This is a genomic window from Frankia sp. AgB32 (genome assembly GCF_023243045.1).
GTDB lineage: Bacteria > Actinomycetota > Actinomycetes > Frankiales > Frankiaceae > Frankia.
The window spans coordinates 1-26050 of the sequence record NZ_JALKFX010000080.1; the positions used below are offsets into that span (position 1 = coordinate 1).

The 26050-nt window shown below is 73.2% G+C and carries 24 protein-coding genes and 1 tRNA gene; 10 read left to right on the top strand and 15 right to left on the bottom strand.

Features of this window, described 5'->3' with window-relative positions; genetic code table 11:
- The 9 genes from hypD to MXD60_RS19740 all read right to left on the bottom strand — a co-directional run.
- Positions 1 to 585, bottom strand: a 585-nt coding sequence (gene hypD / locus MXD60_RS19700) for a hydrogenase formation protein HypD (RefSeq protein ID WP_248820797.1), incomplete at its 3' end; no start/stop codon positions are given.
- Complete coding sequence (locus tag MXD60_RS19705) at positions 582 to 854, bottom strand: HypC/HybG/HupF family hydrogenase formation chaperone (RefSeq protein WP_248820798.1); 273 nt, start codon at positions 852 to 854, stop codon at positions 582 to 584. The genes MXD60_RS19705 and hypD, both read right to left, overlap by 4 nt.
- A 4-nt stretch (positions 855 to 858) precedes the next feature.
- A complete protein-coding gene (gene hypF / locus MXD60_RS19710) occupies positions 859 to 3420 on the bottom strand; it encodes a carbamoyltransferase HypF (RefSeq protein WP_248820799.1) in 2562 nt (853 codons plus the stop codon).
- Positions 3417 to 4610, bottom strand: a complete 1194-nt coding sequence (locus MXD60_RS19715) for an NHL repeat-containing protein (protein ID WP_248820800.1) — start codon at positions 4608 to 4610, stop codon at positions 3417 to 3419. Before MXD60_RS19715 ends, hypF begins: the two co-directional genes overlap by 4 nt.
- Positions 4607 to 5476: a hypothetical protein gene (locus tag MXD60_RS19720; RefSeq protein WP_248820801.1), complete on the bottom strand. Its 870-nt coding sequence runs from the start codon at positions 5474 to 5476 to the stop codon at positions 4607 to 4609. Before MXD60_RS19720 ends, MXD60_RS19715 begins: the two co-directional genes overlap by 4 nt.
- Complete coding sequence (locus tag MXD60_RS19725; RefSeq protein WP_248820802.1) at positions 5392 to 6060, bottom strand: hypothetical protein; 669 nt, start codon at positions 6058 to 6060, stop codon at positions 5392 to 5394. The genes MXD60_RS19720 and MXD60_RS19725 overlap by 85 nt, the downstream gene beginning before the upstream one ends.
- The gene (locus tag MXD60_RS19730; RefSeq protein WP_248820803.1) at positions 6053 to 6595 is read right to left on the bottom strand and encodes a hydrogenase maturation protease; all 543 of its coding nucleotides are present in this window, start codon (positions 6593 to 6595) and stop codon (positions 6053 to 6055) included. The genes MXD60_RS19725 and MXD60_RS19730 overlap by 8 nt, the downstream gene beginning before the upstream one ends.
- Positions 6592 to 8199, bottom strand: coding sequence for a nickel-dependent hydrogenase large subunit (locus tag MXD60_RS19735; protein WP_248820804.1), 1608 nt, complete (start codon positions 8197 to 8199; stop codon positions 6592 to 6594). The genes MXD60_RS19730 and MXD60_RS19735 overlap by 4 nt, the downstream gene beginning before the upstream one ends.
- Positions 8200 to 8270: 71 nt before the next feature.
- Positions 8271 to 9242 carry a hydrogenase small subunit gene (locus MXD60_RS19740; protein WP_248820805.1) on the bottom strand — a complete coding sequence of 324 codons (972 nt, stop codon included), beginning with the start codon at positions 9240 to 9242 and terminating at the stop codon, positions 8271 to 8273.
- 320 nt (positions 9243 to 9562) lie between these two features.
- Between MXD60_RS19740 and MXD60_RS19745 the strand changes: the two genes are divergently transcribed.
- Positions 9563 to 10060, top strand: a complete 498-nt coding sequence (locus MXD60_RS19745; protein ID WP_248820806.1) for a hydrogenase maturation nickel metallochaperone HypA — start codon at positions 9563 to 9565, stop codon at positions 10058 to 10060.
- An 85-nt stretch (positions 10061 to 10145) separates the two neighbouring features.
- Positions 10146 to 10844, top strand: coding sequence for a hydrogenase nickel incorporation protein HypB (gene hypB, locus MXD60_RS19750; RefSeq protein ID WP_248820807.1), 699 nt, complete (start codon positions 10146 to 10148; stop codon positions 10842 to 10844).
- Between the two features lie 458 nt (positions 10845 to 11302).
- On the opposite strand, the gene MXD60_RS19755 is transcribed toward hypB, so the two are convergent.
- Both MXD60_RS19755 and MXD60_RS19760 read right to left on the bottom strand, forming a co-directional pair.
- A complete protein-coding gene (locus MXD60_RS19755) occupies positions 11303 to 11806 on the bottom strand; it encodes a hypothetical protein (protein ID WP_248820808.1) in 504 nt (167 codons plus the stop codon).
- 338 nt (positions 11807 to 12144) lie between these two features.
- Positions 12145 to 13476, bottom strand: coding sequence for a YncE family protein (locus MXD60_RS19760; protein ID WP_248820809.1), 1332 nt, complete (start codon positions 13474 to 13476; stop codon positions 12145 to 12147).
- 194 nt (positions 13477 to 13670) lie between these two features.
- Between MXD60_RS19760 and MXD60_RS19765 the strand changes: the two genes are divergently transcribed.
- From MXD60_RS19765 to MXD60_RS19785, 5 genes are all read left to right on the top strand, one after another.
- On the top strand, positions 13671 to 14507 hold the full coding sequence (locus tag MXD60_RS19765) for a polysaccharide deacetylase family protein (RefSeq protein WP_248820810.1): 837 nt from the start codon (positions 13671 to 13673) through the stop codon (positions 14505 to 14507).
- A 125-nt stretch (positions 14508 to 14632) separates the two neighbouring features.
- Positions 14633 to 15460, top strand: coding sequence for a TIGR03620 family F420-dependent LLM class oxidoreductase (locus tag MXD60_RS19770; protein WP_248820811.1), 828 nt, complete (start codon positions 14633 to 14635; stop codon positions 15458 to 15460).
- 91 nt (positions 15461 to 15551) lie between these two features.
- Positions 15552 to 16700, top strand: coding sequence for an NADH:flavin oxidoreductase (locus MXD60_RS19775; RefSeq protein WP_248820812.1), 1149 nt, complete (start codon positions 15552 to 15554; stop codon positions 16698 to 16700).
- 190 nt (positions 16701 to 16890) lie between these two features.
- The gene (locus MXD60_RS19780; RefSeq protein WP_248820813.1) at positions 16891 to 17199 is read left to right on the top strand and encodes a hypothetical protein; all 309 of its coding nucleotides are present in this window, start codon (positions 16891 to 16893) and stop codon (positions 17197 to 17199) included.
- Between the two features lie 2 nt (positions 17200 to 17201).
- Positions 17202 to 17438 (top strand): hypothetical protein, encoded by a 237-nt coding sequence (locus tag MXD60_RS19785; protein WP_248820814.1) that lies wholly within the window; start codon positions 17202 to 17204, stop codon positions 17436 to 17438.
- Positions 17439 to 17495: 57 nt separating this feature from the next.
- On the opposite strand, the gene MXD60_RS19790 is transcribed toward MXD60_RS19785, so the two are convergent.
- The 3 genes from MXD60_RS19790 to MXD60_RS19800 all read right to left on the bottom strand — a co-directional run bounded on the left by MXD60_RS19790 (position 17496) and on the right by MXD60_RS19800 (position 19276).
- Entirely contained in the window at positions 17496 to 17930 is a 435-nt protein-coding gene (locus MXD60_RS19790) for a GNAT family N-acetyltransferase (RefSeq protein WP_248820815.1), read from the bottom strand.
- A 162-nt stretch (positions 17931 to 18092) separates the two neighbouring features.
- Positions 18093 to 18165: transfer RNA gene (locus tag MXD60_RS19795), tRNA-Arg, on the bottom strand.
- A 232-nt stretch (positions 18166 to 18397) separates the two neighbouring features.
- Positions 18398 to 19276, bottom strand: coding sequence for an aldo/keto reductase (locus tag MXD60_RS19800; protein ID WP_248820816.1), 879 nt, complete (start codon positions 19274 to 19276; stop codon positions 18398 to 18400).
- Positions 19277 to 19769: 493 nt separating this feature from the next.
- Between MXD60_RS19800 and MXD60_RS19805 the strand changes: the two genes are divergently transcribed.
- Positions 19770 to 20405: a single-stranded DNA-binding protein gene (locus MXD60_RS19805; protein WP_248820817.1), complete on the top strand. Its 636-nt coding sequence runs from the start codon at positions 19770 to 19772 to the stop codon at positions 20403 to 20405.
- A 254-nt stretch (positions 20406 to 20659) separates the two neighbouring features.
- Complete coding sequence (locus MXD60_RS19810; protein WP_248820818.1) at positions 20660 to 22795, top strand: DUF7846 domain-containing protein; 2136 nt, start codon at positions 20660 to 20662, stop codon at positions 22793 to 22795.
- On the opposite strand, the gene MXD60_RS19815 is transcribed toward MXD60_RS19810, so the two are convergent.
- Positions 22796 to 24121, bottom strand: a complete 1326-nt coding sequence (locus tag MXD60_RS19815; protein WP_248820819.1) for a DUF1254 domain-containing protein — start codon at positions 24119 to 24121, stop codon at positions 22796 to 22798.
- 207 nt (positions 24122 to 24328) lie between these two features.
- On the opposite strand from MXD60_RS19815, the gene ettA reads away from it, so the two are divergent.
- Complete coding sequence (gene ettA, locus MXD60_RS19820) at positions 24329 to 26011, top strand: energy-dependent translational throttle protein EttA (RefSeq protein ID WP_248820820.1); 1683 nt, start codon at positions 24329 to 24331, stop codon at positions 26009 to 26011.
- Positions 26012 to 26050 lie beyond the last annotated feature (39 nt).

Here is a 26050-nt window from a genome sequence, read left to right on the forward strand (position 1 = left end):
ATACCGGTTCATGCTGTGCAAACCGGGGTGGTTCGGAGTAACCACCTGGGACCCGCGCGGGGTGGAGCCCAGGGGTGGCGGCCCCGGGGGCGGCGGGGGGGGGGGCGGGGGGGCCCCCCCCGGGCGGCGCGGCGGGGCCCCCCCGGCGCCCGGCGCGGTCGTCTCGAAGCCGACCGCGAAGAACACCACCTGCCGGTCGCGGTGCGCCTCGGCGAGCTTGACGGCGTCCAGCGGCGAGTAGACCACTCGGACGTCACCGCCGCGGGCGCGGACCGAGAACAGGTCCGTCTCGCTGCCGGGGACCCGCAGCATGTCCCCGAACGAGCAGAAGATCACCTCGGGGCGGGCGGCGATCGCCAGCGCCCGGTCGATCATCTCCAGCGGGGTGACGCAGACCGGGCAGCCGGGGCCGTGGATGAACTCGACCTGGTCGGCGAGAAGCTGGTCGAGCCCGTGGCGGATGATCGCGTGGGTCTGGCCGCCGCAGACCTCCATCAGGGTCCAGCGCCGCGTCGCGGTCGCGGCGATGCTGTCCAGCAGCCGGCGGGCCAGCTCCGGATCATGGAACTCCGTCAGGTACTTCATCGTCGGACCTCGTTGGCCTCGGGCTGCTCGCCGAGCTCGTCGGCGAGCAGGCCGAGTTCCCGGAACGTCGCGAGCGTGCGGTGCGCGGCGGCCTCGTCCACGACGGTCAGCGCGAACCCGGCGTGGATGATCGTGTAGTTCCCGACGGTCGCGCCGGGCAGGTAGGCCAGGCAGGCCGTGCGGGTGACGCCGCCGAAGTCGACGAGCGCCATCCGGGTGCCGCGGTCGTCCCAGATCTGGGTGATCCGGCCCGGAATGCCCAGGCACATGGGGTCAGGGTCCCTTCTCGTCGATGGGTGGCGCCGGAACGCCGCACCCAGTAGTGGTGACGCCCGTCGTGGTGCCGCCCAGTGCCGCGACGACGGCCTGGCCGAGCGCCAGCCCGCCGTCGCCCGGCGGCACCACGTGGTGGACGAGGACCTCGAAGCCGCGGGACTCCAACCGGTCGCGGCAGGCCCGCAGCAGCGTGGTGTTGGCGAAGACGCCGCCGGTCAGCCCGACCAGTCCGACGCCGTGCCGGTGGCGCACCGCGGTGGCGACGGCGGCGACGGCCTCGGCGACGGCGAGGTGGAAGGCGCCGGCGAGCAGACCCGGCGCGATCCCGGCCCGCAGCCCGGCGACGATGCCCGCGAGCAGCGGTGCCGGGTCGAGCACCCCGTCCGCGAGCCCGAAGGCGAGCCTCCCGGCGGCGGCGGCGGCGGGGGCGGGGGCGGCAGGGCGGTGGGCGGTGGGCAGGTCGGAGTGGAGCGTGTCGGCGGCGAGGCCCTCCAGTTCGAGGGCGGCCTGAGCCTCGTAGGTCGTGCGCTGGCGCACGTCGAGCAGCGCCGCGACCGCGTCGAACAGGCGGCCCATGCTGCTGCTCGGCGTGCAGGCCAGTCCCCGGTCCAACGCGGCGCGCAGGACGCGCAGCTCCTCCTCGCCGCACTCCCGGACCGGCGCGAGCCACCCGGACCAGGGCAGCCCGGCCGCCGCGAGGTGCGCCAGCGCCACCCGGCACGGGTTGCGTACGCCGGCGTCTCCGCCCGGCAGCGGAACCGGGCGGAGATGGGCGACCCGGGCGACGGCGGCGACGTCCGGCCCGACGAGCAGGCCCTCGCCGCCCCAGACCGTGCCGTCGGGGCCGTGGCCGGTGCCGTCGAAGGCGATCCCGAGGATCCGTTCGCCGAGCCGGCCATGTTCCGCGAGCAACGCGACGGTGTGCGCGTGATGGTGCTGCACGAGGACCAGCCCGGCGTCGTCGGACGGTTCGCGCGCGCGGGACGCGGCCGCCGTGCGCACCGCCCAGGCCCGGGAGGCGTAGCCGGGGTGCGGATCGGCGGCGAATCTGCGCGGTTCGACGCCGTGCAGGTCGGCCAGCCGGGCGCCGGCCCGGTCGAGGGCGGCCAGGCCCGCGAGGCTGCCCACGTCGCCGAGATGCTGGGACATGATCGCCCGATCGCCGGCCGTCACGCAGCACGCGTTCCTGGTCTCGCCGCCGACGGCGAGGACCGGCGTGACCGGCCCCGGCAGTTCGACCACGAGCGGGACGTAACCCCGGGAGCGGCGCAGCGGGATCACCTCGTCGCCGTCGCAGCGCACCACCGAGTCGTCGCAGGGCGCGAGGATCGGGCGGTCGTGGGTGAGGAACGCGTCCGCGAGGCCGCCCAGCCGGGCCACGGCCTCGGTGTCGTCGAAGCAGATCGGCTCGCCGGCGAGGTTGGCGCTGGTCAGCACCAGCAGCGCCGGCACCGGCGCCGCGCCGCCGCCCGGCACCGCGGCGAACAGCAGGTGGTGCACCGGCGTGTACGGCAGCAGCACGCCGATCAACGGGCTGCCGGGGGCGACGCCGGCGGCCAGCGCGCCGGCGTCCCTGCGCCGGGCGAGCACGATCGGCGCCGACGGCGAACGCAGCAGGTCCGCCGCCGCCGTGGTGAGCCGGGCGACGGAGCGCGCCGCGGTGAGGTCCCGGGCCATCACCGCGAACGGCCGCTCGGGCCGGCCCTTGCGGGCGCGCAGCCGTGCGACGGCGGCCTCGTCGTCGGCGGCGCAGGCCAGGTGGTAGCCACCGAGGCCCTTCACCGCGACTACCGCGCCATCCGCGAGCGCCCGCTGGGCCGCCGCCAGTGCCGCGTCCGTTCCCCGCACCCGCCCGTCCGGGCCATCCGGCCCGGTGCCGGACTGGCCCGCGGGGGCGAACCACAGTTGTGGGCCGCAGTCCGGGCAGGCGATGGGCTCGGCGTGGAAACGGCGGTCCGCGGGGTCGGCGTACTGCGCCGCGCAGCGCGCGCACATCGCGAACCCGGCCATCGTGGTCGCCGCGCGGTCGTAGGGCAGCGACGCGGCGATGGTGAAGCGGGGGCCGCAGTTCGTGCAGGTGATGAACGGGTGCCGGTGGCGCCGGTCGGCGGGGTCGAACAGCTCCCGCAGGCAGTCGGCGCACACCGCGGTGTCCGGCGGCAGCAGGGTGCGCGCCCCGGCCGTGACGGTGCTCGCCGCGATCCGGAAGCCACCTCCGACCCCACCTCCGACCCGACCACCGGTCATCCCCGGATCGGGCCAGGCACCCGCGGGTTGCTCCGTGACGGTGATCCGGTCGACGCGGGCGAGCGGCGGCGCCTGCGGCGCGAGCCGGCGCAGGAACTCCTCGACGTCCCCATCGGTGCCGTCGACGTCGATGACGACCGAGGTCGAGTCATTGCCGACCGCGCCCGCCAGCCGCAGCTCCCGGGCCAGCCGGTACACGTACGGCCGGAAGCCGACGCCCTGCACCACCCCCTCGACCACGACACGGCGGCGCACCAGCGCGGTTGTCGCCCCGTGTCGGCCGGCTGGTGATCCGGCGGGCTGCGCCGTCACGGCTGCCGTTCCCAGATCATGATCCGGTTGTTGCCGGAGTCGGCGACGGCGAGCCGGTCGCCCCGCAGCGACAGTCCGTACGGCCAGCAGAACGTGTCGGCGCCGACCGCGGTCCACCGGTTCTCGCCGATCTCGGCGAACGTCGGCTGCCCCAGCACCGCACCCGCGGGAGGCGCCGAACCACGCGCCGGCCCGTCTCCCGCTGGCGGATCCCCGGCCGGTCCGTCCACCAGCAGTCCGTCCCAGAGCAGGACACGGTTGTCGGCGGTGTCCGCGACGGCCAGCAGACCGTCCTGCCAGTCGGCGGCGTAGGGAAACCGCAGCCGGTCGGCGCGGCCGGCGGCATACGGCGACTCGCCGCAGGTGACGGCGTCGGGCTGGCCGAGGACGAGGTCCGCGTCACCGTCGGCGGCGGGGTGCGGGGACCAGCCGAGCAGCCGGTGGTTGCCGGCGTCGGCGACGAGCAGTGCCGAGGCGGAGCCGGTGACGTCGTGCGGCCACCGGAAGCTCGCCGGTCCAGGCGCCCCACCGCGGTTGTCGGCCCGACACGTCGGGTCGGGCTGGCCCAACACCAGGTCGGCCGGGGTGTCCGGCGAGGACGGCAGGCCGTCCGACCAGCCGAGCACCCGCCGGTTGCCGGTGTCGGCGACGTAGAAGCGCCCGCCGGCGAGCGCCACCCCGAACGGCCAGTAGAAGGTCGTCGGTCCGCAGGCGCCACCCCGGTTCGCCTCGACGCTCACCGCGTCGGGCTGGCCGAGCACCAGGTCGGGGGCGATGTCCGGCGTCTCGGGCACGCGGTCCCAGACCAGGACCCGGTGATGCCACGCGTCGGCGACGACGAGCCGGCCCTCGGTGACGAGGACGCCGGTCGGCAGGTGCAGGCCGCGGCCCGGGCCCCGGCCACCGGCGGCCGGCCCTTCGCTGACCGCGTCGGGCTGGCCGAGCACGACGTCGGCGGGTGTCCCGTCGCGCTCGGGCCGGCCGTGCCAGACGAGGATCCGGTGGTTCCCCGAGTCGGCGGCGACGAGCAGGTCGTCGCCGAGCCACACCCCGCGCGGCGCGTACAGGAACGACGCCGACGGCCGCGCGGCGGGCAGCGCCAGCCCGCCGGGAGCGGGCGCGCCGAGCCGTACCCGCGGCCGCCAGCCGGCCAGCCGGGACCGGCCGGCCATCGCGGGCAGCACCGTCACGTGGGGCGGCTCGCGGGCCGCCGGTGGGCGATTTCCTCGAGCAGCTCGCGGACGACGGCGGCCTCGTCGTCCGCGCCGCCCTCACCGAAGATCGTCTGGGCCCGGTTCAGGACCGGTACCGCCTGCTCGAAGGCACCGAGCTGGGCCAGCGCGTTGCCCTGCCCGGCCAGCGCCCGGGCGTGGCCGATCGGGTCGGCGCGCGGGTCGCGGGTCGCGGCGACCTGCTGGAACCGGGCAACCGCCTCGACCAGGTTGTCCCGCCGGTGCGCCGACGGCGCGTAGACCAGGGCGTTGGCCAGGTTCAACTGGGTGCTCGACCACGGTTGCGGATGCTCCCGGGCCGTGTACACCGTCAGCGCCGTGCGCAGTCCCTGGATGGCGACGCCGACGCGCAACTGGTCGGAGGCCTGGTTCATCGGCATCGCCAGGTAGGCGGTGGCCAGGTTGACCTGCGCGGCGGCGAACACCTCCGCCGCCGTGTCGATGGTGATCAGCCGCAGCACCGTCAGGTACTGCTCGACCGCGGGGCCGAGCGCCGCGGGGTCGCCGCCGGCCCGCTCCTGCCAGGCCGAGCCGAGGGCCAGGTGAAGTTCGGCGCGGGCGACGAGCAGATCCGTCGCGTCCAGCGCGGCCGCGGCGGCGGTCAGCTCGGCGAGCACGTCGTCGGTGGGTCCCTCCAGACTGCGGCGCAGGTCGGCGGAGGTGGACATGAGCTGCGCGGCGAGCCCGGGGCAGGACGGGCCGACCGCCGCGAGGGCGTCGCGCAGCCGCCGCGCGGCGGTCACCGGTGCGCCCGTCGCCATGTCGGCCGCCGCCCACGCCGCGTACACCAGCGCGGTGATCTCTCCGGTCTCGCCGCCCAGCATGGGCGGCGCGGCCCCCACCCCCCGGGGGGGCCCGGCCACGGCGGGGCGCCGGCGGCCTGGGCGCCCGCCCCCCCCGCCGCGAACCCCCGGGGGGGTACCCCCCCGGCCCCGCCCCCCCGCTGGGGGGCCTCGGCCACCTCCCCGAGGGCGAACCGGACGACGTCGACGAGCACCCCGAGCTCGGGGCCCAGCGCGGCGCGCAGGGCAGCCGGATCCTCGACCGGCATGCCCGCCGGGCGCAGCACGAACCGGTTGTACCGGTCGACGGGATCGTCGCCGGTCATCGCGGCGGCCGCGCCGAGGAGGTCGCCGGCGTGGGCGAGCTCCACCGCGCGCAGCTCCGGCGGCCAGGCGGCCGGGTGCCGCCCGGCGGCGAGGGTGCGGCGCAGCTCGGCCGTCTCGTCCCCGCCGGCGACCAGCAGGAAGCCGGCGGGCAGTGGGAACACGCCGACCGGCTGGGGCCGGCCGAGCCGCGGACCGGCCGCCGCCGGCGGATCGGCTTCGGTGTCGGTCTCGGTGGGCGTGACCGCGGTGTCTGGGTTGTCGGGGTTGTCGGGGCTGCCGGGGGTGTCGAGCTCAGCCATCGCGGCTGTCCTTCGCGAGGTCGTCAATGATCATCTTCTGTACTCGCTCCATCGACCGGCGTACGGCCGGGGTGAGATCGGTGCCGGGGACGAGCGCCCCGGCCTCGATGAGGTAGACGACGATGTCGGTCGGGTAGTCGGGGCCGAGCAGCCAGCGGCCGAAGGCCAGCGCCTGGTCCCAGCGCACCGCGTGCGGCGACGACAGGTGCAGCGGCACGTCGGTCAGTTCCTCGCCGGGCACCCGGAAGACGGTGCCGGGCGCCGACCCGGTGCGGGCGGCGTCGACGAGCACGACCCGGCGGGCGCCGCGCATCGCGAACGCCGTGTCCATGCCGGCCGTGCCGCCGTCGACCAGGCGCACGCCGGCCGGCACCCCCGACTCGGCGAGGCGGCGGACGAGGATCGGGCCGACCCCGTCGTCGCCGCGCAGCAGGTTCCCGCAGCCGATCACCGCCGCGTCGCAGCGCGCCGGCTCGACGCCCGGCGGGTCGAGCCGCACCTGGGCGCCGGCCGGCAGCGGCCGCTGGCCGCTCACAGGTCCTCGTTCACGACGAACCGGCTCAGTTCCCGCCCGGTCCGCCCGTCGTAGGCGTGCACCGTGCAGACCAGGCACGAGTCGAAGCTGCGGGCCACATGGCCGAGCTCGACCGGATCGTCGGGGTCGGCGACCGGGGTGCCGACGAGGGCCGCCTCGATCGGGCCCGGCGTGCCGGAGCCGTCACGGGGGCCGATGTTCCACGCGGTCGGGGTCACCACCTGGTAGTTCGCGATCTTTCCGTGCTCCAGCACGATCCAGTCCGACAGCGAGCCGCGGGCCGCCTCGGTCGAGCCGAAACCGCGACCCTCGGCCAGCTCCGCCGGCGGCAGGTGGAACGGCTCGCGCAGGTCGATCTCGTCCAGCCAGCCCCGCACCCACCGGTAGTAGAGGGCCGCCTCGTGCATCCGGGCCAGCAGCCGGACCATCACCGACGGGCCGATCGTGGCGAGGATGTCGGCGAACAGCGGATCGTCGTCCTGGTGCGGGGCGGCTCCCGGCGCGGCGGCCGCGACGCGGCGCGCCAGCGGACCGGCCTCCAACGGCAGGTGGCCGAGCCCCGGCACGTCGTACCGGGGGGACTTCGCCCAGCTGTACTTGCCGGCCGCCCGGCCGACGTCCGGGTCGATCGGGTCGGTCTCCCCGTCGAACGGGTGGTACGCGGAGCTGCCCCGGTAGTAGGAGTGCGTGACGTCCTCGCGCACCCGGGCCTGGTCGAACGGGTGATGGGTGCCGTCCGCGTACACCCCGGACCGGCCGATCAGCGCCGCCTCGCGGCCCTCGATCGTCGGGCGCGCGTACAGGTCGGGGTGCAGGTAGGTGCCCGTCGCCAGATAGTTGCCGGCGCCCTGGCCGTAGCGGTCCAGGCCGATGTCGAGGCAGTAGCGCAGGAAGAAGCCGAGGTCGCTGTCGCGCTGCGCGTCGTTCTCCTCCAGCCAGGCCAGCACGTCCGCCCAGCTGCGGTTGGCCAGCCAGCGGTCCACGTCGCAGCCCAGCCAGCGCTTCTCCAGCCACTCGGTCTTCCAGTGCTCGAGGATCGCGGTGGCGCGGGTGACGTCGGCGAGCGTCGGCGCGCAGATCACCCCGCCGGGCACCATGAAGCTGGAGTGCGGCCACTGGCCGCCGAAGATCGCGTACACCTCGACCGGCGCGCCGGACAGCACCACCCCGGGGCCGTAGCTCGTCCCGGTGAACGGGGTGAACCGGCGCACGGCCTCCTCGTACAGCGGGGACGTGGCGTAGCGGCGGTTGGTCAGGTCGATGGCGAACAGCGCGTAGAAGCAGCGCGGGATGCTCTGCAACGTCTCGCACGCCTGGGCGATGTTGCGGATCAGGGTGGCGTTGCGCGGCAGCTCGGTGCGCCAGGCGACGTCGAGCGCGTACGCCGCCTTGTAGAGGTGGCTGCCGCCGCAGATCCCGCAGATCCGCGGCGTCACGATCAGGCCCGCCTGCGGGTCCTTGCCCCGCAGGATGATCTCGAAGCCGCGGAACATCGCCGCGGACGTCCAGGCCGAGCTGACCACCCCGTCGTCGATCGTGACCCGGACGTCGAGATCCCCCTCGACGCGCCCCATCGGGCTGACGTTGAGATCGACGGTCGTCATCTCGGAACTCATTTCTTCTGTGTGCTGGTCCGCCGGTTCCCCGGCCGGGCAGTCGGGCCTGTGGCGGGGTCTCAGACGACGAACATGTCCTTCTTGGACCACGGCGGGGCGGCCGCCCGCGCCGCCGCCGCCTGGGCCAGGTAGGCCAGGTGACCGCTGCCCTCGGGCACCTCCCGCGGAATGACCCCGGCGACCTTCTGGGTGCGGAACACCGTGCCCGGGGCGAGGTCGAAGAACGGGAACTCCGGTTCGGTGCAGCCGATGCACGGCATGCCGGCGCGGGTCTTCGACGACTGCCGGTTCCACAGGATCCGGTTGCAGGGGGAGTGCGTCATCGGGCCGCGGCAGCCGAACTCGTAGAACAGGCAGCCCGCCCGGGTGCCGTCACCGAAGCTGAGCGTCGACTGCTTGTACTCGAAGTACTGGTTGCGGCTGCAGCCCGTGTGCGTGAACGACGTGAAGAACGTCCGCGGCCGGTGCAGGTCGTCGAGGTCGATGTCGGCCGCGCGCCCCGTCGCCAGCGCCACCAGGATCTGGGTGATCCAGTCCGGATGGGCGGGGCAGCCCGGCACGTTGATCACCGGCAGGCCGGCCCGCGAGCGGAACTCGCTGCCGAGGAAACCGCCCGGGTCGCGCCGGTGGAACTGCAGGCCGGTCGAGTCGGTCGGGTTCGGCGCGGTCGCCGGCAGCCCGCCCCAGCTCGCGCAGTCGCCGATCGCGACGACGATCCGGGCCTGGGCGGCCAGGTCACGCACCCAGTCCTGCATCGGCCGGTCGGCGAAGACGTCGAAGGTGCCCCGCCCGTCCGGGCCACGGATCACCGAGCCCTCGAAGACGAAGATGTCGACCGGACGAACCCCGCGGGCGCAGTCCCAGAACAGCTCCCGCGCCTGGGCGCCGGTCGCCAGGCCCAGCGACGGATGCCAGATCAGATCCAGCCCGAAGTCCGTGATCAGATCGATGACGGTGGGTTCCTCGGCGTTCAGGAACGACATCGTGTTGCCGCTGCACGCCCCACCCTGGAACCAGAGCACGGATGACATCGGTGGTCCTTCCTCGGATGGGCCGGTGGCCATCCGGCGCGCGCCGGGGAACGACGGCGGCCGACGGCGGGCGGCCCGCCGGTGGACGGCCCCGAGGGAGGACAGCGGGACGCGACCACGGGTGGGGCGGCCGTCGGCGTGGGGTCGTCCCGCCCGCCGCGCCGGTGCGGCCGGCTGCCGGCACAGCGACGCTATGTCCGGTCGGACGGGACGCCGATGGGGCGTGTGCGGAGGCTGCCACCTATGCGGGATGGCGTTTGGCGAGGGCCACCCGGCGCCGCGACAGTGATGAACGACGTCGGTGATGAACGACGTCGGTGATGAACGTCGTCGGTGATGAACGTCGACAGTGCGCGGCGTCGTCGGTGCGTGACGTCGTCGGCCGTGGCAGGGAGGACTCGACCATGCACGAGCTGTCCATCTGCCGATCGGTCGCGGACATCGTCAGCCGACATGCCGCCGGCCGGCGGGTGAGCCGGGTCCGGCTACGGGTCGGCGCGCTGCGTCAGGTCGTGCCCGCGACCCTCGTCCACTGCTGGGACCTGGCCTGTGCCGGCCAACCGGCCGTGGACGTGGCTGTGCTCGCGGGGTCGGTGCTCGCGGGGTCGGTGCTGACGGGGTCGGTGCTGACGGGGTCGGTGCTGGAGGTGGAGAGCGTGCCTGCGCGGGTGCGGTGCCGCAGGTGCGGAGAGCAGCGGGAGCTTGTGCGGCCGTCGATCTGCTGCCCCGTCTGCGGGACGGCGGACGTCGACCTGATCAGCGGCGAGGAGTTCCTGGTCACCTCCTTCGACGTCGAGCCCCTGCCGGCGGCGGGCTGAGATGGGCCGCTTCCATCCACATCCCCCCGGCTCCCACGAGCACGGTCAGCACCCGCACGGCCCGGTGGTCCCGGCGGAGGTCCAGGTGGACCATTCGGGTTACGGCACGGCGATGGAGCGGGTCGAGGTCCTCGAGCGCATCCTCGGGGAGAACGAGCGGGCGGCGCGGGCGAATCGGGCGGCGTTCGACGCGGCCGGTGTCGTCGTCGTGAACCTGATGTCCGCACCGGGCGCTGGCAAGACGACCCTGCTCGTCGAGGCGCTGCGTCGGCTCTGCGCCCGGCGGCGGGTCGGGATCATCGAAGGCGACATCGAGACCAGCCTGGACGCGGACCGCCTCGACGGGTTCGGTGCGGCGGTGGCGCTGGTCAACACCGGCGACGGGTTCGGTGGGGAGTGTCATCTGGATGCGCCGATGGTCGCCTCGGCGCTGCCGCGCCTGCCGCTCGCCGAACTCGACCTCGTCATCATCGAGAACGTCGGCAACCTGGTGTGTCCCGCCGAGTTCGTGGTCGGCGAGGACCTGCGGGTCATGATGTTCTCCGTGACCGAGGGTGAGGAGAAACCGCTGAAGTATCCGGTGATGTTTCGATCGGCGGATCTCCTGCTCATCAACAAGATTGACCTGCTGCCTCATCTGGATTTCGATCTGAGTGCCTTCCGGCGCAATCTTGAAGCGGTCAACCCCGGGGTTTCGGTGCTGGCGATGAGCGCGCGTACGGGTGCCGGGGTGGACGCCTGGTGCGACTGGCTGGAACGTCCACCGCGGCCGTTGCTGCCCTGACCGTCCTGTCCGTGCTGGTTGGGGGAAAGCCCGCTTCGGGCCGGCTGGCGGGAATGTGAATTTTTCTCCGGGCCGGGCCCGTGAACTAGCGGGAAAGGCGCCGGTGGACGGACCGTGGCCGGCGCGTCGGAGTAGGTAAACGCGGCAGATCTGCTATAAAAGCGTCCGATCGGGATGGCGACGTCGGAGGGGTCGAGTAATGCGTCCATCCACCAACAGTCCGAGAAACAGAAGGCCCGCTGGGAGGCGTCGGGCCGCGGCCGCGATCGTCGTGGCGGCTGCCTTTGGGTTTCTCACTACTGGCGCCGGATGTCCCCCGCCGGGTGGTCCCTGCCCGCCGCCGTATCCGCCCCACGCGCACTGCTGAGGGCCTTCCTGGGTAGGCGTGGCGGGGTCTGGTCGGCCGCGCGCCGTCCCGCGCCGCCGCGCGCCCTGGGAGCTGCCTGTCGCCTGGACGGTCAGCGTTCCGGGACGGTCGCCGCAACCTCGCCGAAGGACATCGTGGGGTGGGCGCCGATGGCCAGGATGTCCCGTGCGCCAGGGGTCGCCTGCTCGGGCGGCCCTGTCGGTCCGGCCAGCTCGGTCAGTCCGGGCGGCCCCATCAGCTCGGCCTGCCCCACCAGTTCGGCGGGCGCTGCCAGCGTGCCGCGCAGCACCGCGACGGCGTGCTCGTACGCGTCGTGCGTCGGCAGCAGGCGGCGGATGTTCAGGGGAAGCAGGTCCTCCCGGTTCGTCCGACCGCATCGCGGGCAGACGGTCTGGCCCAGCGGGAGCAGGACGCCACAGCCCCCGTCCGCCGCGCCGCAGCGCCGCCAGTCCCGGTCGACCTCGATATGTCGGATCTGCTGGCGGCGGCAGGCTGCGGCAGCCGAAACCAGCGGCGCGGGGCCACCGGCGGTCTCCCGAACCGTTGCCGCCGTGCGAGTGCGTGTGCGTTTCCTGGGGCTCCATCGAGTCGACAAGGCAGCCTCCCAATTCGTCCGAGTACGACCTGTCTCGCAGTGATTTCCTTGCTCCTCAGAGCGAACCGCCTGCGGCCGATCCAATCAACCGAATGGCACCTTCAGGTGAGGGCTGAGCAGACCTTCCTCACATTGTCGCGCGACCGTCCACTTCGGCGTGCTTGACTTGACGATTGGTCTTGTCCCGGACCGGGTACGGTCGCCGGATGTGTGCCTTCGCCGCACACTATTCTGCATGACGCAGGCCGCCGCGGTGGCCGATACGGCGAATACGGTCTGTGGGCGCCCGGATGTTGCGCGGCGCCGGGGTCGTCCGGCGAGGCGTGTCGCGCGGACTCTCAGCGCATGATGCCGGTGTGTCCGAGGGAGTAGCGCCCGGGCTGCGGCCAGACCGTGAGTCCGTGCGGCTCACGGCCCACCGGGATCTTCGTGAGGAGCTTGCCGGCGCTGGGGTCCGCGCCGCCCGCGCCACCGGTGTCGAAGACGTAGACGACGTTGCTGCGCCGTCCGGACAGCCACAGGCGGGTCCCGTCGGCGCTGACGTTGCCCATGTCCGGTGTGCCACCGCCCGGGATGGACCAGGTGGCCACGACCGACCGGGTCGCGAACGAGATGACCGAGACGGAGCCCTGGTCGCCGGCATGCGGGAACGGCGGTTTCATGCTCGCCATCTGCCCGCCGCGGTTCGCCACGTACAGGAACCGGCCGTCCCGGCTCGGGTAGAGGCCGTGCGTCTCCGGGCCGGTCCGGACGAAGCCGACCTTGGTGAAGTGGTCGCCGTCGATGAGGTGGACCCCGTCGGCGTTCATGTCCGCGACGTACCAGACCTGACCCGACGGATCGATCTTGATGTCCTGCGGAGCCGAGGTGCGGCCCAGATCGAGATATCCCAGCACGGTCTGGTGGACAAGGTCGATCTTGACGAGTCGCCCGGCGAACTCGCAGGTGGCGATCGCGTAGGAGCCGTCGACCGAGAAGTCCACGTGGTTGACGCCCGCGCACTGCGTGCCCACGTCGAGGCTGTGCCGCAGGGCCATCGTGTGCGGGTCGCGGAAGTCGATGTCGTGGTTCGCCTCGGCGATCACCATCGCGTAGGAGCCGTCGGGGGTGAAGTACAGGTTGTACGGGTCGGCCACGGGTACCGCGGGTCCGGCGAGCCGACCCGTCCGCGGATCGATCGGGGACAGGCTGTTGCCGCGGTTGTTGTTCACCCACAGGGTTCGCAGGTCCCACGACGGGACGACGTGCTGCGGTTCGCTGCCGGTGGCATAGCTGCCGATCACCCGCATCGTCTGCTGGTCGATCACGGTCACCGTGCCGTCGGCCAGGTTCGGCACGTAGACGTACTGCGGGTCGTCGCGCACGATCGGGCTGAACATCCCGGCGCGGGCATGGGCGTAGACGTCGACCCCCCCGGCCGCCGTCGTCCCCGCGACGCCCGCCGCCGCGGTGGCTGCGGGCATGGGCATCGACATCGGCATGGAGGCGCTGGAGCCGGTCGTGGCCGCCGCTTTCGCGTCGGAGTCCTTGCCGGGGTCGACGACGAGGTACACGCCGAACAGGGCGAGCACGAGCACTGCTCCGACCGCTATCAGCAGGCCGGGCAGCCGGGATCCGTCCGCGGCGGCGCGATGAGCACGATGGGGATGGGAGGAGGCCCTGTCTGGCACCGCGTCAGAGTAGCCCCACGCGCCGCGTCCCGTTCGGCGGTGGGTTCCCGGCTCCGCCACACCGGCGGACCAGTGGGTCACGAGCATCCCGGCAGGCACCCGGCGGGGCCCGCCGGCGCGTCGGGATACTTGGTGCCCGGCGCCGGACGGTCGCGCGGGAGCGAAGCGGAGGCGGACATGATCGGATATCTGGCGTGACGGGAACGAACGGCCGCGACCTCTCACGCCGCGGGTTCCTCGCCGCCGGCCCGGCCGCCGCCGCGGCCGCGGGGCTCTCCGCCTGTGCCGGCTCGCCGCCGGCGACGTCCCCGGCCGCCAGCGCGGTCGCCGGGGCGCCGCCCACCTCGGCACCATCCCCGCAGACGCTCGCGCCCAGCCCCGGGGCGGGTACCGGGCCGGGGCTCGTACCGGGCGGCCCCGCGACCGCCGTCACCCACGGCCCCCGCGATCGACCCAGCGTCGCGCTGACCTTCCATCTCGGGCCGCACGAGGCCGGCCAGGACCTCGGGCTGGCGCACCAGCTGCTCGCCGACGCCGCCCGGCTCGGCGCCCCGATCACCGTGTTCGCGGTCGGGCAGTGGCTGGACGAGCACCGCGATCTCGTCCCGACCGTCCTCGCGGCCGGCAACGAGCTGGCCAACCACACGCAGACCCATCCGACGCTCACGGCGCTGCCGGCGGAGCAGGTGGCCGCGGAGATCACCGGGTGCCGCGACGTCCTGGCCCGGCTGGCCCCGACCGAGGGTCGTTACTTCCGGCCGTCCGGCACGAGCAGCGCCACCCCGCTGATCCTCACCGAGGCGGGCAGCGCCGGCTACCGCACCGTCGTCGACTTCGACGTCGACCCGCTCGACTACACCTCACCCGGCGCCGACGCCGTCGTCGCGCGGGTTCGGGCCGGCGTCCAGCCAGGTTCGATCGTGAGCATGCACTTCGGCTACCCCGGCACGGTCGCGGCCTTCCCCCGGATCGTCGCGAACCTGCGGGCCGCCGGCCTCACCCCCGTGACGGTCCACGACGTCCTTGTCTGAGCGGTCCCCGGTTCGTCCGATCCGGCCGGTGCTGGCCCGCGCCCCGGCCGTGGCCGGCAGGTTCATGCCAGGGAAACCGGAGTGTCGGTGGAACACGCCCGGCCGATGACGATGTTGTGCAGGCCATGGTGACATTCGGACCCGTCGGCGTCACATACTCCGCACAGCCGACAGACGACCACGACCTTGGCATCGCCTTCGCGCACGAGGCGGAGTCGCTGGGTTACTCGACCCTGTGGCTCCCCGGCGGGCAGGGCAACACCCTGCCCGCCATCGACGCGGTGGTCCGCGGGACCGAGCGCATCCAGGTCGCCAGCGGGATCATCCCGGTCGACGTGGTGCCCGCGCCCGAGGTGGCCCAGCTGTACGCGGAGCTGGAGCAGGCCGCGCCGGGCCGGTTCGCCGTCGGCCTCGGTGGCGCGCACGGCCCGCGCCCGCTGCGGACCCTCGGCGCCTACCTGGACCGCCTGGACTCCGAGGAGCCGGTCGTGCCCGCCGCGTCCCGGATTCTCGCCGCGCTCGGACCGGGCATGCTCAACCTGGCCCGCGAGCGCGCCGCCGGGGCCTATCCCTACCTGGTGACCCCGGAGTACGTCGCGGGCGTGCGGGCGACACTCGGCCCCGACAAGGCCCTCGCCGTCCTGCTGGCGGTCGTGCCCGGGGCCGACGCGGACACCGCGCGGGAGATCGCCCGACAGCCGCTGCGGTTCCTCACCACCGTGCCCGGCTACCGCAACAACTTCCTGCGGATGGGCTTCTCCGAGTCGGAGCTCGCGAGCCTCGCCGATCGGCTTGTCGACGCGGTGGTCGCCTGGGGTGACCTCGACACGATCGTCGCCCGGGTCGGCGAGTACCACGCCGCCGGTGCCGACCAGGTCGTACTGGGCAACCTCGGTGACTGGAACGGTCCGGGCGGTTGGCTCGGCCGCTTCGCCGAGGCCCTCCTGAGCTGACCGCCGGCCGAGCCGATACCTCCTCACTCCGGGTGAGGACCTGCGGTGGGGGCCGGGGAACAGCGGCGCGGGCGTCCGGATTGAAGCTCGGGTGACCGTGACATCGACTTCCGCCGCGTCGCCGGCCGGCGCCGCGGCCCCGCTGGCCGGAACGGACGTGACGCCACTGTTCACGCCGTTCTCGCTGGCGGGCGCCAAGCTGGCCAACCGGTTCGTGATGGCACCCATGACCCGACAGTTCTCCCCGGGCGGTGTGCCCGGGGAGGACGTCGCCGCCTACTACGCGCGCCGAGCCGCGCACGTCGGCCTGATCGTGACCGAGGGCACCTACGTCGACCACCCGTCCGCCGGCGCGAGCGACCGCGTCCCCCGCCTGTACGGCGGCGACGCGCTCGCCGGCTGGCGACGCGTGGTCGACGCGGTGCACGCCGAGGGCGGCCGCATCGTGCCCCAGCTGTGGCATCTCGGCGCGACGCGCGCGGCCGGCACGCCCCCGCACCCGGACGCGCCGGTGCTCAGCCCGTCAGGCGTGGCGGCCGACGGTTCCGTCGTCGGCGAGGCGGCGACGGAGGCGGACCTCGACGCGCTGATCGCCGCCTTCGCCCGCTCGGCAGCCGCCGCCCAACAGGCCGGCTTCGACGGCGTCGAGCTGCACGGCGCCCACGGCTACCTGCTCGACCAGTTCTTCTGGCGGCGGACGAACCACCGCACCGACGGCTACGGCGGCAGCCTCGCCCAGCGAGCCCGCCTCGGCGCCGAGGTCATCGCCGCGGTCCGCGCCGAGGTCGGCCCGGACTTCCCGGTGATCTACCGCTACTCCCAGTGGAAGGGCGGCTACTTCGACGCGAACCTGGTCGAGACCCCCGACGAGCTCGCCACCCTGCTCACCCCGCTCGTCGACGCCGGAGTCAGCGCGCTGCACGTCTCGACCCGCCGCTACTGGCAGCCCGCCTTCGACGCTTCCCCGCGCACCCTCGCCGGCTGGACGAAACACCTCACCGGCCTGCCGACCATCGCCATCGGCTCCGTCGGCGTGCAGAAGATCTTCTGGGGCGCCGAGGGCGAGGTGGCACCGACGAGCCTCGAACCGCTCGTGGACCTGTTCGACCGCGGCGAGTTCGACCTGATCGCCCTCGGCCGCGCACTGCTGTCCGAGCCGGAGTGGACGACCAAGGTCCGCGACGGCCGCCTGACGGAGATCCGCCCGTACGCCAAAGACGACGAGACCCGCCTCACCTGAGCCGGCCGCTCCGCTCCGCCCCGCCCCGCCCCGGATGCCCCAGCACACCACCATCCGCCCGGTGTTGGGGCATCCGTCGGTGGCTGCTCGGCGGGAGTGCCCGCGGCGAGGCGACCCAAAACCGTTCTTAGCGTGACACTGACGGCTCTCGCTGTTCGGTGTTCGCCCCGTCCGGGCTAATCTTTTCGCTGTGGCCTGGAACAAGCGCGGCGCATCCAGAGGCGGGGCGTCCACCGGACGTGACGGGGTCAAACGCGGCGGCAAGGACGATTCCGCCGCATCAAAGGTCGATCCGGACACCGCGAAGAACGACAACAAACGCGGCGGTCGCATCGCCGACCTGGAACCCGTCGAAACCGCCGACTGCACCACCTGCAACGGCACCGGAAAAATCCGGACCGATCGGCTGGAAACCGACGAGGGCGGTGGCTACGGGGGAACGCAGGAGCGGACCTGTGGTGTGTGCAGAGGAACCGGCCGGGTCGCCAGGAAGGGATGATGATGGACGAGGAATCGAACGCCATCGTGCCGATGCTCTCCCTGGTGGCCTGCAACAGGTGCCGCCGCCGCCGCGGCGCCCAGCTCCACGCGACCGGCACCGTCGAATCGGTGCCGAGGCACGGCACCTGCCCACACGGCAGACCACTGCGCACCCTGTGGGCCCCGGGCTACGGCCCGGACGCCGAGCCCCCGGTCGACCCCACCACCCCCGAGGAACGCCGCCGGGGAGCGGTGTGACATGGGCGAGAACCCGCGGCATCCCGTCTGTGTGAATGGTCGCCACCCCGATCGAGTTCAGTCGAGCTTTTCCATCTCGACGAACTCCATGGCCCCGTAGTCATCGAATGTCATGGTGTGGCGCCCGATCTCGTTGAAACCGAGGCGCCGGTACAGGCGGATGGCGCGTTCGTTGAAAGCCGCGACGTCAAGCACCACGCGGCGCCGGCCATGGAGGGCGCGGGCAAATTCCAGGCCGGCCAACACGAACTGCCCACCGATCCTGCGGCCGGTGAGGTCGGGTCGTAGACCTGGCCCGTAGAACAGTGCGTCGCCGTGCGGCTCGAAGAAATAGAAGCCGATCAGGGTGCCGCCGCCGTCGCGCGCGGCGAAGAAAAGCTCGGGGTTCTTTACCGGCATGCCGTCGTCGTCGTCGTAGAAGTCGTAGGGCGGGTCGTAACGCCAGGAGCCACGCTCGCGGAACATGGCGTCATCAGCCGGCTCGATCCGCATCGCTGCCGCCCGCCCCACCTCGCTCCCGCACCTGACCGACCCGCGGCCCTGAGCGCGCCCGATGCCCGTGGCTACTGGCATTGCTACGCCCTGGGGGGCTCTGCCCCCCGGCAGACATGACGAGGGGATCGAAAGGCGCAGCATGCGAGGCCAATCCCCGAGTGCGCCCGGCAGGGATCGAACCTGCGACCTGGTGCTTAGAAGGCACTCGCTCTATCCACTGAGCTACGGGCGCGTTGGCGGCGGGACGGGCCAACCGGCCAGGCCGCACTCAGGGTAGCAAGTCCGGGCCAGGTATCGGACACATGGTCATCCGGATCTTCGCATGGACCGATCGAAGATCAGACCCGGTGCGATGATGCCAGGTGTGGATGGGGTACGGGTGGGGCCGTTCATCACCCGTACGGGCGATGAACGGCCCCGGCCCGGCGCGTCGACCGCCGAGGTGGCCGGCGATCGTCCGGTGATCAGGAAGCGAGCTTGGCGAGGTTGTCGAACTCCTCGTCGGTGAGCGTGATCGCCGCGGCGGCGGCGTTCTCCTCCAGGTGGGTCACGGAGGACGTGCCGGGGATGGGCAGGACGACGGGGGACCGGCGCAGCAGCCAGGCGAGGGCGAGCTGGGCCGGGCTCGCGTGGTGGTCCTTCGCGGCGGAGTCGAGGACGCTGCCGGGCTGGGCGAGCTTGCCGGTGGCCATCGGGTCCCAGGGGATGAAGCCGATGTTCTCCTGGCTGGCGTAGTCGAGCAGCTCCTCGGCGGTCCGGTACGCGAGGTTGTAGCGGTTCTGCACGCTGACGATCGGCACGATGGTGCGCGCGTGCGCCACCTCGGCGACGTTCACCTCGGACAGCCCGATGTGGCGGATCTTGCCCTCCTGCTGCAGGGCCCGCAGTTCGCCGAGGGAGTCCTCCACCGGGGTGTCGGGGTCGATCCGGTGCAGCTGGTAGAGATCGATCCGCTCCAGCCGGAGCCGCCGCAGCGACATCTCGACCTGCTGGCGCAGGTAGGCGGGGCGGGCGACGGGAAGCCACCGGTTCGGGCCCTGCCGGGTCAGGCCACCCTTGGTCGCGATGACGAGGCCCTCGGGGTAGGGGTACAACGCCTCGGCGATCAGCTCCTCGCTGACGTGCGGGCCGTAGGAGTCGGCCGTGTCGATGAAGTTCACCCCGAGGTCCACCGCGCGGCGCAGCACGGCGCGGGCCTCGTTCGGGTTGGCCGGAGGTCCCCAGATGCCGGGGCCGGTGATGCGCATCGCGCCGAACCCGAGCCGGGTGACCGGCAGGTCGCCGCCGAGCTGGAAGGTGCCGCTCCCGGCGGCGGTCGTCTCGCTGGTCGTGGTCGTCGGCATTGCTGTCCTCCGGTTAGGACGATTTCGACGGTCATGGTTCACGCGGCGGGGCGAGCCCGTAGTGGTCGGCTGGCCCTGGCGCATGGTGGCGGGTGGCGGGTGGCGGGTGGCGGGTGGCGGGTGGCGGGTGGCGGGTGGCGGGGGGCGCCACGCGATAGGTCGAGTACGTGCCGCCACGCAACCTCGCCGACCCTCGACAACAGGGCATGCGCCGTGGGTGTTCCCGACCTGGCCGAACCGGCGCGGACTGGTTGGTTCGGGCAGTGGGCTCTGGGGCCCGATCGGGGGATGCGTCGGCTGTGGATGAGAAATGGTTGTCCACAGCCGGATCAGGCGGGCTTGGCCGTTCCCGATCCGCGGCGCACAGTGGCGGAGACGACCGCGGCCAGCTACCCGCTGCCTACCTGGTCCCTTTCCGTCGGGGTCCGGTCCCGGACCCCGCGCGGCCATGTCAGTGCGTCTTCGCGCTCCCTCCCTGTCCCGAGGAGTAGCCATGCTCGACACGATCATCACCCTCGTCGGAAACCTGGTCGACGACCCGGAACATCGGACGACGGCGAACGGCGCGTCCGTGTGCAGCTTCCGGCTGGCCTCGACGCCGCGGCGCTTCGACCGGGCCGAGAACCGTTGGGTCGATGGAACGACGCTTTTCCTGAGGGTGTCGTGCTGGCGGCAGTTGGCCGACAACGTGGCCGCGAGCCTCGGCCGCGGTGACCGCGCGCTGGTCTATGGCCGGCTGCGGCAGCGCTCCTTCGAGACGAGTGAGGGAGAGCGGCGCGTCACCTATGAGATCGACGCCGACGCGGTGGGCGCCGAGCTGACCTGGCACGCCGCCCATTCGGAACGCCTCGCCCGCCGGCCGGCCGGGGCCTCGCCCACGCCTGCCGAGCCGGCGGGCGAGGCGGGCGCGGGCCCGCTGACGGATCTCGGCGCGTCCACGGTCGGCGGCCTGTCCGCGCCGGAACCCGTCGGGGCCGCGCCAGCGGGCGGTGCCACCCGGCTCGCGAACGTCCTGGTAGGGCCGGCGCCGCAGGCCGGGCCCGCCGGGCATTCCGCGGCCGAGGAGCTCCTGCCGATCGGGGCGGCGTCCCTCGCCTCGGTCTCGGCGGGTGACGGGCATCGCGGGTGACGGGCGACATCGTGCGGCAGCCGTGTCCGGGGGTCCCGCCACGGAGGCGCCAGGGCCATCTCGGCGGTCGCCGGTGCCAGCCGGGGCCCGCTGACCTCCTTGGCCGTGATTGTGGTGGTGCGCGCCGTGGGCGACTGGACCTGCCGTCCTCCGCACGCGGGCGGCTGGGTAGCGTTCCGGGAGTGAGCAGCCGGCGCGAGAGTGGTTCCACGCCCCGGCCGCGCCAGCCACCGGACGATCACGGCACGGCTTCCGTGGACGTGGCCGTACCCCCGGCGGCGGGTCCGGGAGGGCCGCCGGCCGTCCAGCCCCGGCCGGGCACCGAGCACGCCGCCGCGCCGGGTCACGCCGGGCTGGGCCTGCGCGGGCGCCTGGCCGCCGTTCCGGGTGAGGCGCGGTACGTGGCCGTCCTCGCGGTGCTGGCGGCGGCCGCCGCCGTCGTGCTGCGGCACACGGTGTTCCCGGTGCTGTCGGTCAACAACGACGAGGGGATCTACCTGCTGCACGCGCGCACCCTCGCCGAAGGCCGGCTCTTCCCGCGTGCGCCGCATCCCGCGCAGTCCTATGTGCCCTGGCTGGGCGTGGTCGTCGACGATCACTATGTCCTGAAGTACACGCCTTTCGTGCCGGCGATCTTCGCGCTCGCGCTGGTGGTCTGCGGCAGCGTCGATCCGGCGCTGGCCGTCGTCGTCGGCGCGGCGGTCGTGGTGACCTACCACCTCGGCGTCGAGCTGTCGGGCAGCCGGCGGGTCGCGGCTCTGTCGGCGACGCTGCTCGCACTGTCCCCGCTGGTGCTGGTGCAGAGCGCCATGGTGCTCAGCTACCTGCCGGTGCTGGTCCTGTTGCAGGGCTGCGTCCTCGGGGTGCTGCGCGGGCGGCGGCGCGGCCGTGCCCGTCCGGTCGTGGTCGCGGGGCTGGCCCTCGGGGTCGCGGGGGCGGTGCGGCCGTACGACGTCGTGCTGCTGCTGGCGCCGCTCGCGGTGTGGCTGGTGGTGACCTCCCCGGGCCGGCGCTGGTGGCTGCTGCGCTGGCTGGCCTGCGGTCTCGCCGCGCCGCTCGCCATCACGCTGCTGACGAACCTGGCCGCGACCGGGAACGCCCTGCGCCTGCCGTTCGCGCTGCTCGAACCGGACGACCGGCTCGGCTTCGGCCGGCGCAAGCTGTATCCAGAGGACGGCTGGCACCACTTCGGCCTCGGGGACGGCCTGCGGTCCGTCGGCGATCACGTGTGGCTGCTCGGCGGATGGGCGTGCGGGGGAGTGGTGCTCGCGGTCGCGGCGATCATCGCCGCCCTCCGGCGGCGGCTCAACGGCGCCGCGGCGATGCTCGGCCTGGGCGGACTGCTCTTCCTGCTCGGCTACATCGGGTTCTGGGGCACGTGGAACGCGGCCGAGCTGTGGGGCGGCATCCGCTATGTCGGGCCCTTCTACCTCGTTCCGGTGCTCATCCCGCTCGTGCACCTCGGCGGGTGGGGCTGCGTCTCGGGTGGGGCGGCACTGCTCGCCTGGCGGCGGCGCGTGGGCCTGGGCGTGCTGGGTTCGGTGGTCGCCGCCGTTGTCGCCCTCACCTCAGTCGTTCTCACCGGGGCCGTGCGTGACAACCTCGCTCTGACCGGCAACGACAAGGACCTGAGCGCCATGCTGAGCCGGCTGCCCGGTCGTCCGCTGGTGTTCGTCGCGGCCAACCCGAAGTACCTCGGGCATCCCACTCCGGTGGCGGCCAACGGCCCGGATCTGGACGGTCGGGTCCTGTTCGCCGTCGCCCGCGGTGTCGACGACCTCACCGTCCTGGCGGATCATCCCGGTCGGCCGGCCTACCTGCTGCGGCTGGCGCAGGCGTACGACCGTTTGCCCGGGTCGCCGTCGACGGCCCGGGTCGAGCGCCTCGCGTCGTGCAGCGGCGACCAGGTGCCCGTGACGATCACGGTCGGGGCGAACGCCACCCCGGCGCGCAGCAGATCCGCGCGCCTCGTGCTCACCGCCGGGACGCGATCGTTGTCCGTACCGGTCGACCCGCGGGCCGCGACCACGCTGACCCTGTCCGTGGACGCCGACGGGCTGGACCCGGCCGACGTCACGGTGGCGGCGCGGGCCCGGTCGGCGACCGGGACGGCGGCGGGCCGGCTGCCCGGTCGGGTCACCGAGCGGACCGTGCCCACCGGGCGCGGCACGTCGGTGAGCGTGGTTCTGCGGGCAACCGACCGCGCCGGTCACGAATCGACCGTGGACCAGCAGATCCTGCCTGTCCGGCGGGACACGGCGCGGGCCCCGGCGCGTCACGGCACGGCGCCGCCGGTCACGGTGCTCGGATCGGTCGGGCAGACAGCCGAGGTCGGCACGGGCGCCAGGCCACCGTTGCGGATCACCCTCGCCACCGCCGCGCGGAGGTGATCACTCGACTCGCAGGATGGGCGGCGGGGTGAAGGCGTGCAGCGGGTCCTCGGCGGGATGGTCGATCCGCAGCGTCGGCCGGAAGTCGCCGGGCGCGGCCGGCAGCCAGTTGGCCCCGTCGTCGTCCTCCGCGGGCGGCTCACACTGCAGGAGGATCCGGACCGAACCGTCCCGATCGCGGCGCAGGTCGGGGCTGCGGCTGCGGCTGCCCAACCAGTAGCGGGACTGCGGATTGTCGACGAGGTAGTAGTCGGGCGCGTCGTACATCGTCAGCGACCAGGAGGCCGCCTGGGGCGGCGGCGCGAGCTCCATCGTGTAGCGATGAGCCCCGGTCAGGCGGCGCCCGTCGGCATCGACCAGGCAGGTCGCGTGGGTGGCCTGGTAGCCGTGGGTCAGGAAGATCGGCGCGCGGGCGGCCATCGCCCGGGCGAGGCGGGCCTGCTCCCGGTCCGCGATCCGCCAGGCCGGCTCGTCCCGGGTTCCCGGGCCGAGGAAGTCGAGGTTGAAATCGAGGGCGTGTGGGGTCATCGACCAGCCGTTGCGCAGCGCGCGGCCGGCCAGTGCGACCTGTTCGACACCGTCGCGGCCCGTGCGCAGCCCGCCACGCAACGACCAGGCGAGCGAGGGATCCGGATCCACGTACGGCGACGGGTCCTCGAAGATGCCGAGCGGGGCGAAACGGCGGGCGTAGTCGGCCTCGGCCGGCGCCGGGGGAAAGGCCCGCAGCCAGATCCGCAGCTCCTCCCAGAACCGCAGGTCGTCACACACCGACTTGGAGCTCTCCGGCGGCCCCTCCGCCCGGCGGGTGTCCGGTTCCAACGGTTCCAGCCGGAGACCGTCCTGGAGCCGGTAGACGGCGGGGCACTCGCGCGGGTCGTCGAGGCCGATGCGTGCGACCAGCGTCATGAGCCTGGTCGGGGCCTCGACGCGGCGCAGGTCCGGTGGGGTGCGTCCGCTCCAGCCGGGCGGGACGAGCAGGTACGAGACATCCGTCTCGCCCGCCAGGTAGGCGAAGTTGTCGCGCCAGACATCGGTGCAGACCACGGCGAACGGCCGGCCACCGCAGCCGGGCACGTGCAGGATCATGGGCCCGGGGGTGAGGTCGACCATCGCGATCGACGTCAGCAGGTCCGCCTCCACGCTGACGTACAGGGAGCGCGGGCCGGGCAGGTCGCGCTGATGGCAGAAGGTGTTGTACCCGGCCTCCGGGGCGTTGCCGATCCCCGCCGTGGCGTACCGATCGACGAGACGCACGGTGGAGACCAGGGGATAGCCGAAGACATAGGCCTCGGCCGCCAGGCCGAATCGATGGTCGTTGGCGCGCATCAGCGGCCGTCCCGCTCGCCGGTGCCCGGCCGCTCGTCAGTGCCCGGCCGATCGCCGTAGTCCCCACGGTGTCCGTCCACCAGTTGTCCGTGCCCGCGATGAGGTGGGGTTACCCCCACGGATCTGTCCGGGGCACATGCGGGTGGGATGGGGACGGCGCCGATCACCGCCGTGATGGTCGCGGCGGCCATGCCCTAGGGTTGACTCATGGCGCAGTACGTCTTCCAGATGCGCAAAGCGCGCAAGGCCCATGGTGACAAGGTCATCCTCGATGACGTGACCCTCTCGTTCCTACCGGGAGCGAAGATCGGGGTGGTGGGTCCCAACGGGGCCGGGAAGTCGTCCCTTCTCAAGATCATGGCTGGGATCGACCAGCCGAGTAACGGCGACGCGACGCTCAGCCCCGGTTACACGGTGGGCATGCTCTCCCAGGAGCCGACGCTCGACGAGACCAAGGACGTCCGCGGCAACGTCGAGGACGGCGTCCGGGAGATCCGTCGGGTGCTGGCCCGCTACGAGGAGATCAACGAGAAGATGACCGCGCCCGACGCGGACTTCGACTCGCTGCTCGCCGAGCAGGCGGACCTCATCGACAAGATCGAGTCGGCGAACGCCTGGGAGCTCGACAGCCAGCTCGACCAGGCGATGGACGCGCTGCGGCTGCCCCCGGGCGACGCCGACGTGTCCCTGCTGTCCGGCGGTGAGCGCCGCCGCGTCGCCCTGTGCAAGCTGTTGCTGGAGGCGCCCGACCTGCTGCTGCTCGACGAGCCGACGAACCACCTCGACGCCGAGAGCGTGGCCTGGCTCGAGCAGCACCTTGCCCGCTACGCCGGCGCCGTCCTCGCGGTCACCCACGACCGGTACTTCCTCGACAACGTCGCCGGCTGGATCCTCGAGCTCGACCGCGGACGCGCGCTGCCGTACGAGGGCAACTACACCACCTACCTCGAGAACAAGGCCTCCCGGCTGAAGGTGGAAGGCCAGAAGGACGCCAAGCGGCGCCGCGTGCTGGCCCAGGAGCTCGAATGGGTCCGGTCCAACCCGAAGGCCCGGCAGACCAAGAGCAAGTCCCGCCTCGCCCGCTACGAGGAGCTGGCCGCGGAGGCGGACAAGGCCCGGCCGCGCGACTTCGAGGACATCCAGATCCCGCCCGGCCCGCGCCTGGGCAACCAGGTCATCGAGGCCCGCCGCCTGGCCAAGGGGTTCGACGGCCGGCTACTCATCGAGGATCTTTCGTTCACGCTGCCCCGCGGCGGCATCGTCGGCGTGATCGGCCCGAACGGCGTCGGCAAGACCACCATGTTCACGATGGTGACCGGGCAGGCGACGCCGGACGCCGGTGAACTCATCCTCGGCGACACCGTCGACATCGCCTACGTCGACCAGTCCCGCTCCGGCCTCGACCCGAAGAAGAACGTCTGGCAGGTCGTCTCCGACGGCCTCGACCACATCATCGTCGGCAGGACCGAGCTGCCCAGCCGGGCCTGGGTGTCGTCGTTCGGGTTCAAGGGCCCGGACCAGCAGAAGCCGGTCGGCGTGCTGTCCGGCGGCGAGCGCAACCGGCTGAACCTGGCGCTCACCCTCAAGCGCGGCGGCAACGTGCTGCTGCTCGACGAGCCGACCAACGACCTCGACGTGGAGACGCTGCGGTCGCTGGAGGAGGCGCTGCTGGAGTTCGCCGGCTGCGCCGTGGTGATCTCCCACGATCGCTGGTTCCTCGACCGGGTGGCCACCCACATCCTCGCCTGGGAGGGCACCGACGAGGACCCGGCCCGCTGGTTCTGGTTCGAGGGGAACTTCGCCGACTACGAGGCGAACAAGATCGAACGACTGGGCCAGGAGGCCGCCCGCCCGCACCGGGTGACCCACCGCAAGCTGACCCGCGACTGAGCTGGGTCAGACCAGCAGCCCGGCCGCCCCGGCGGGGGG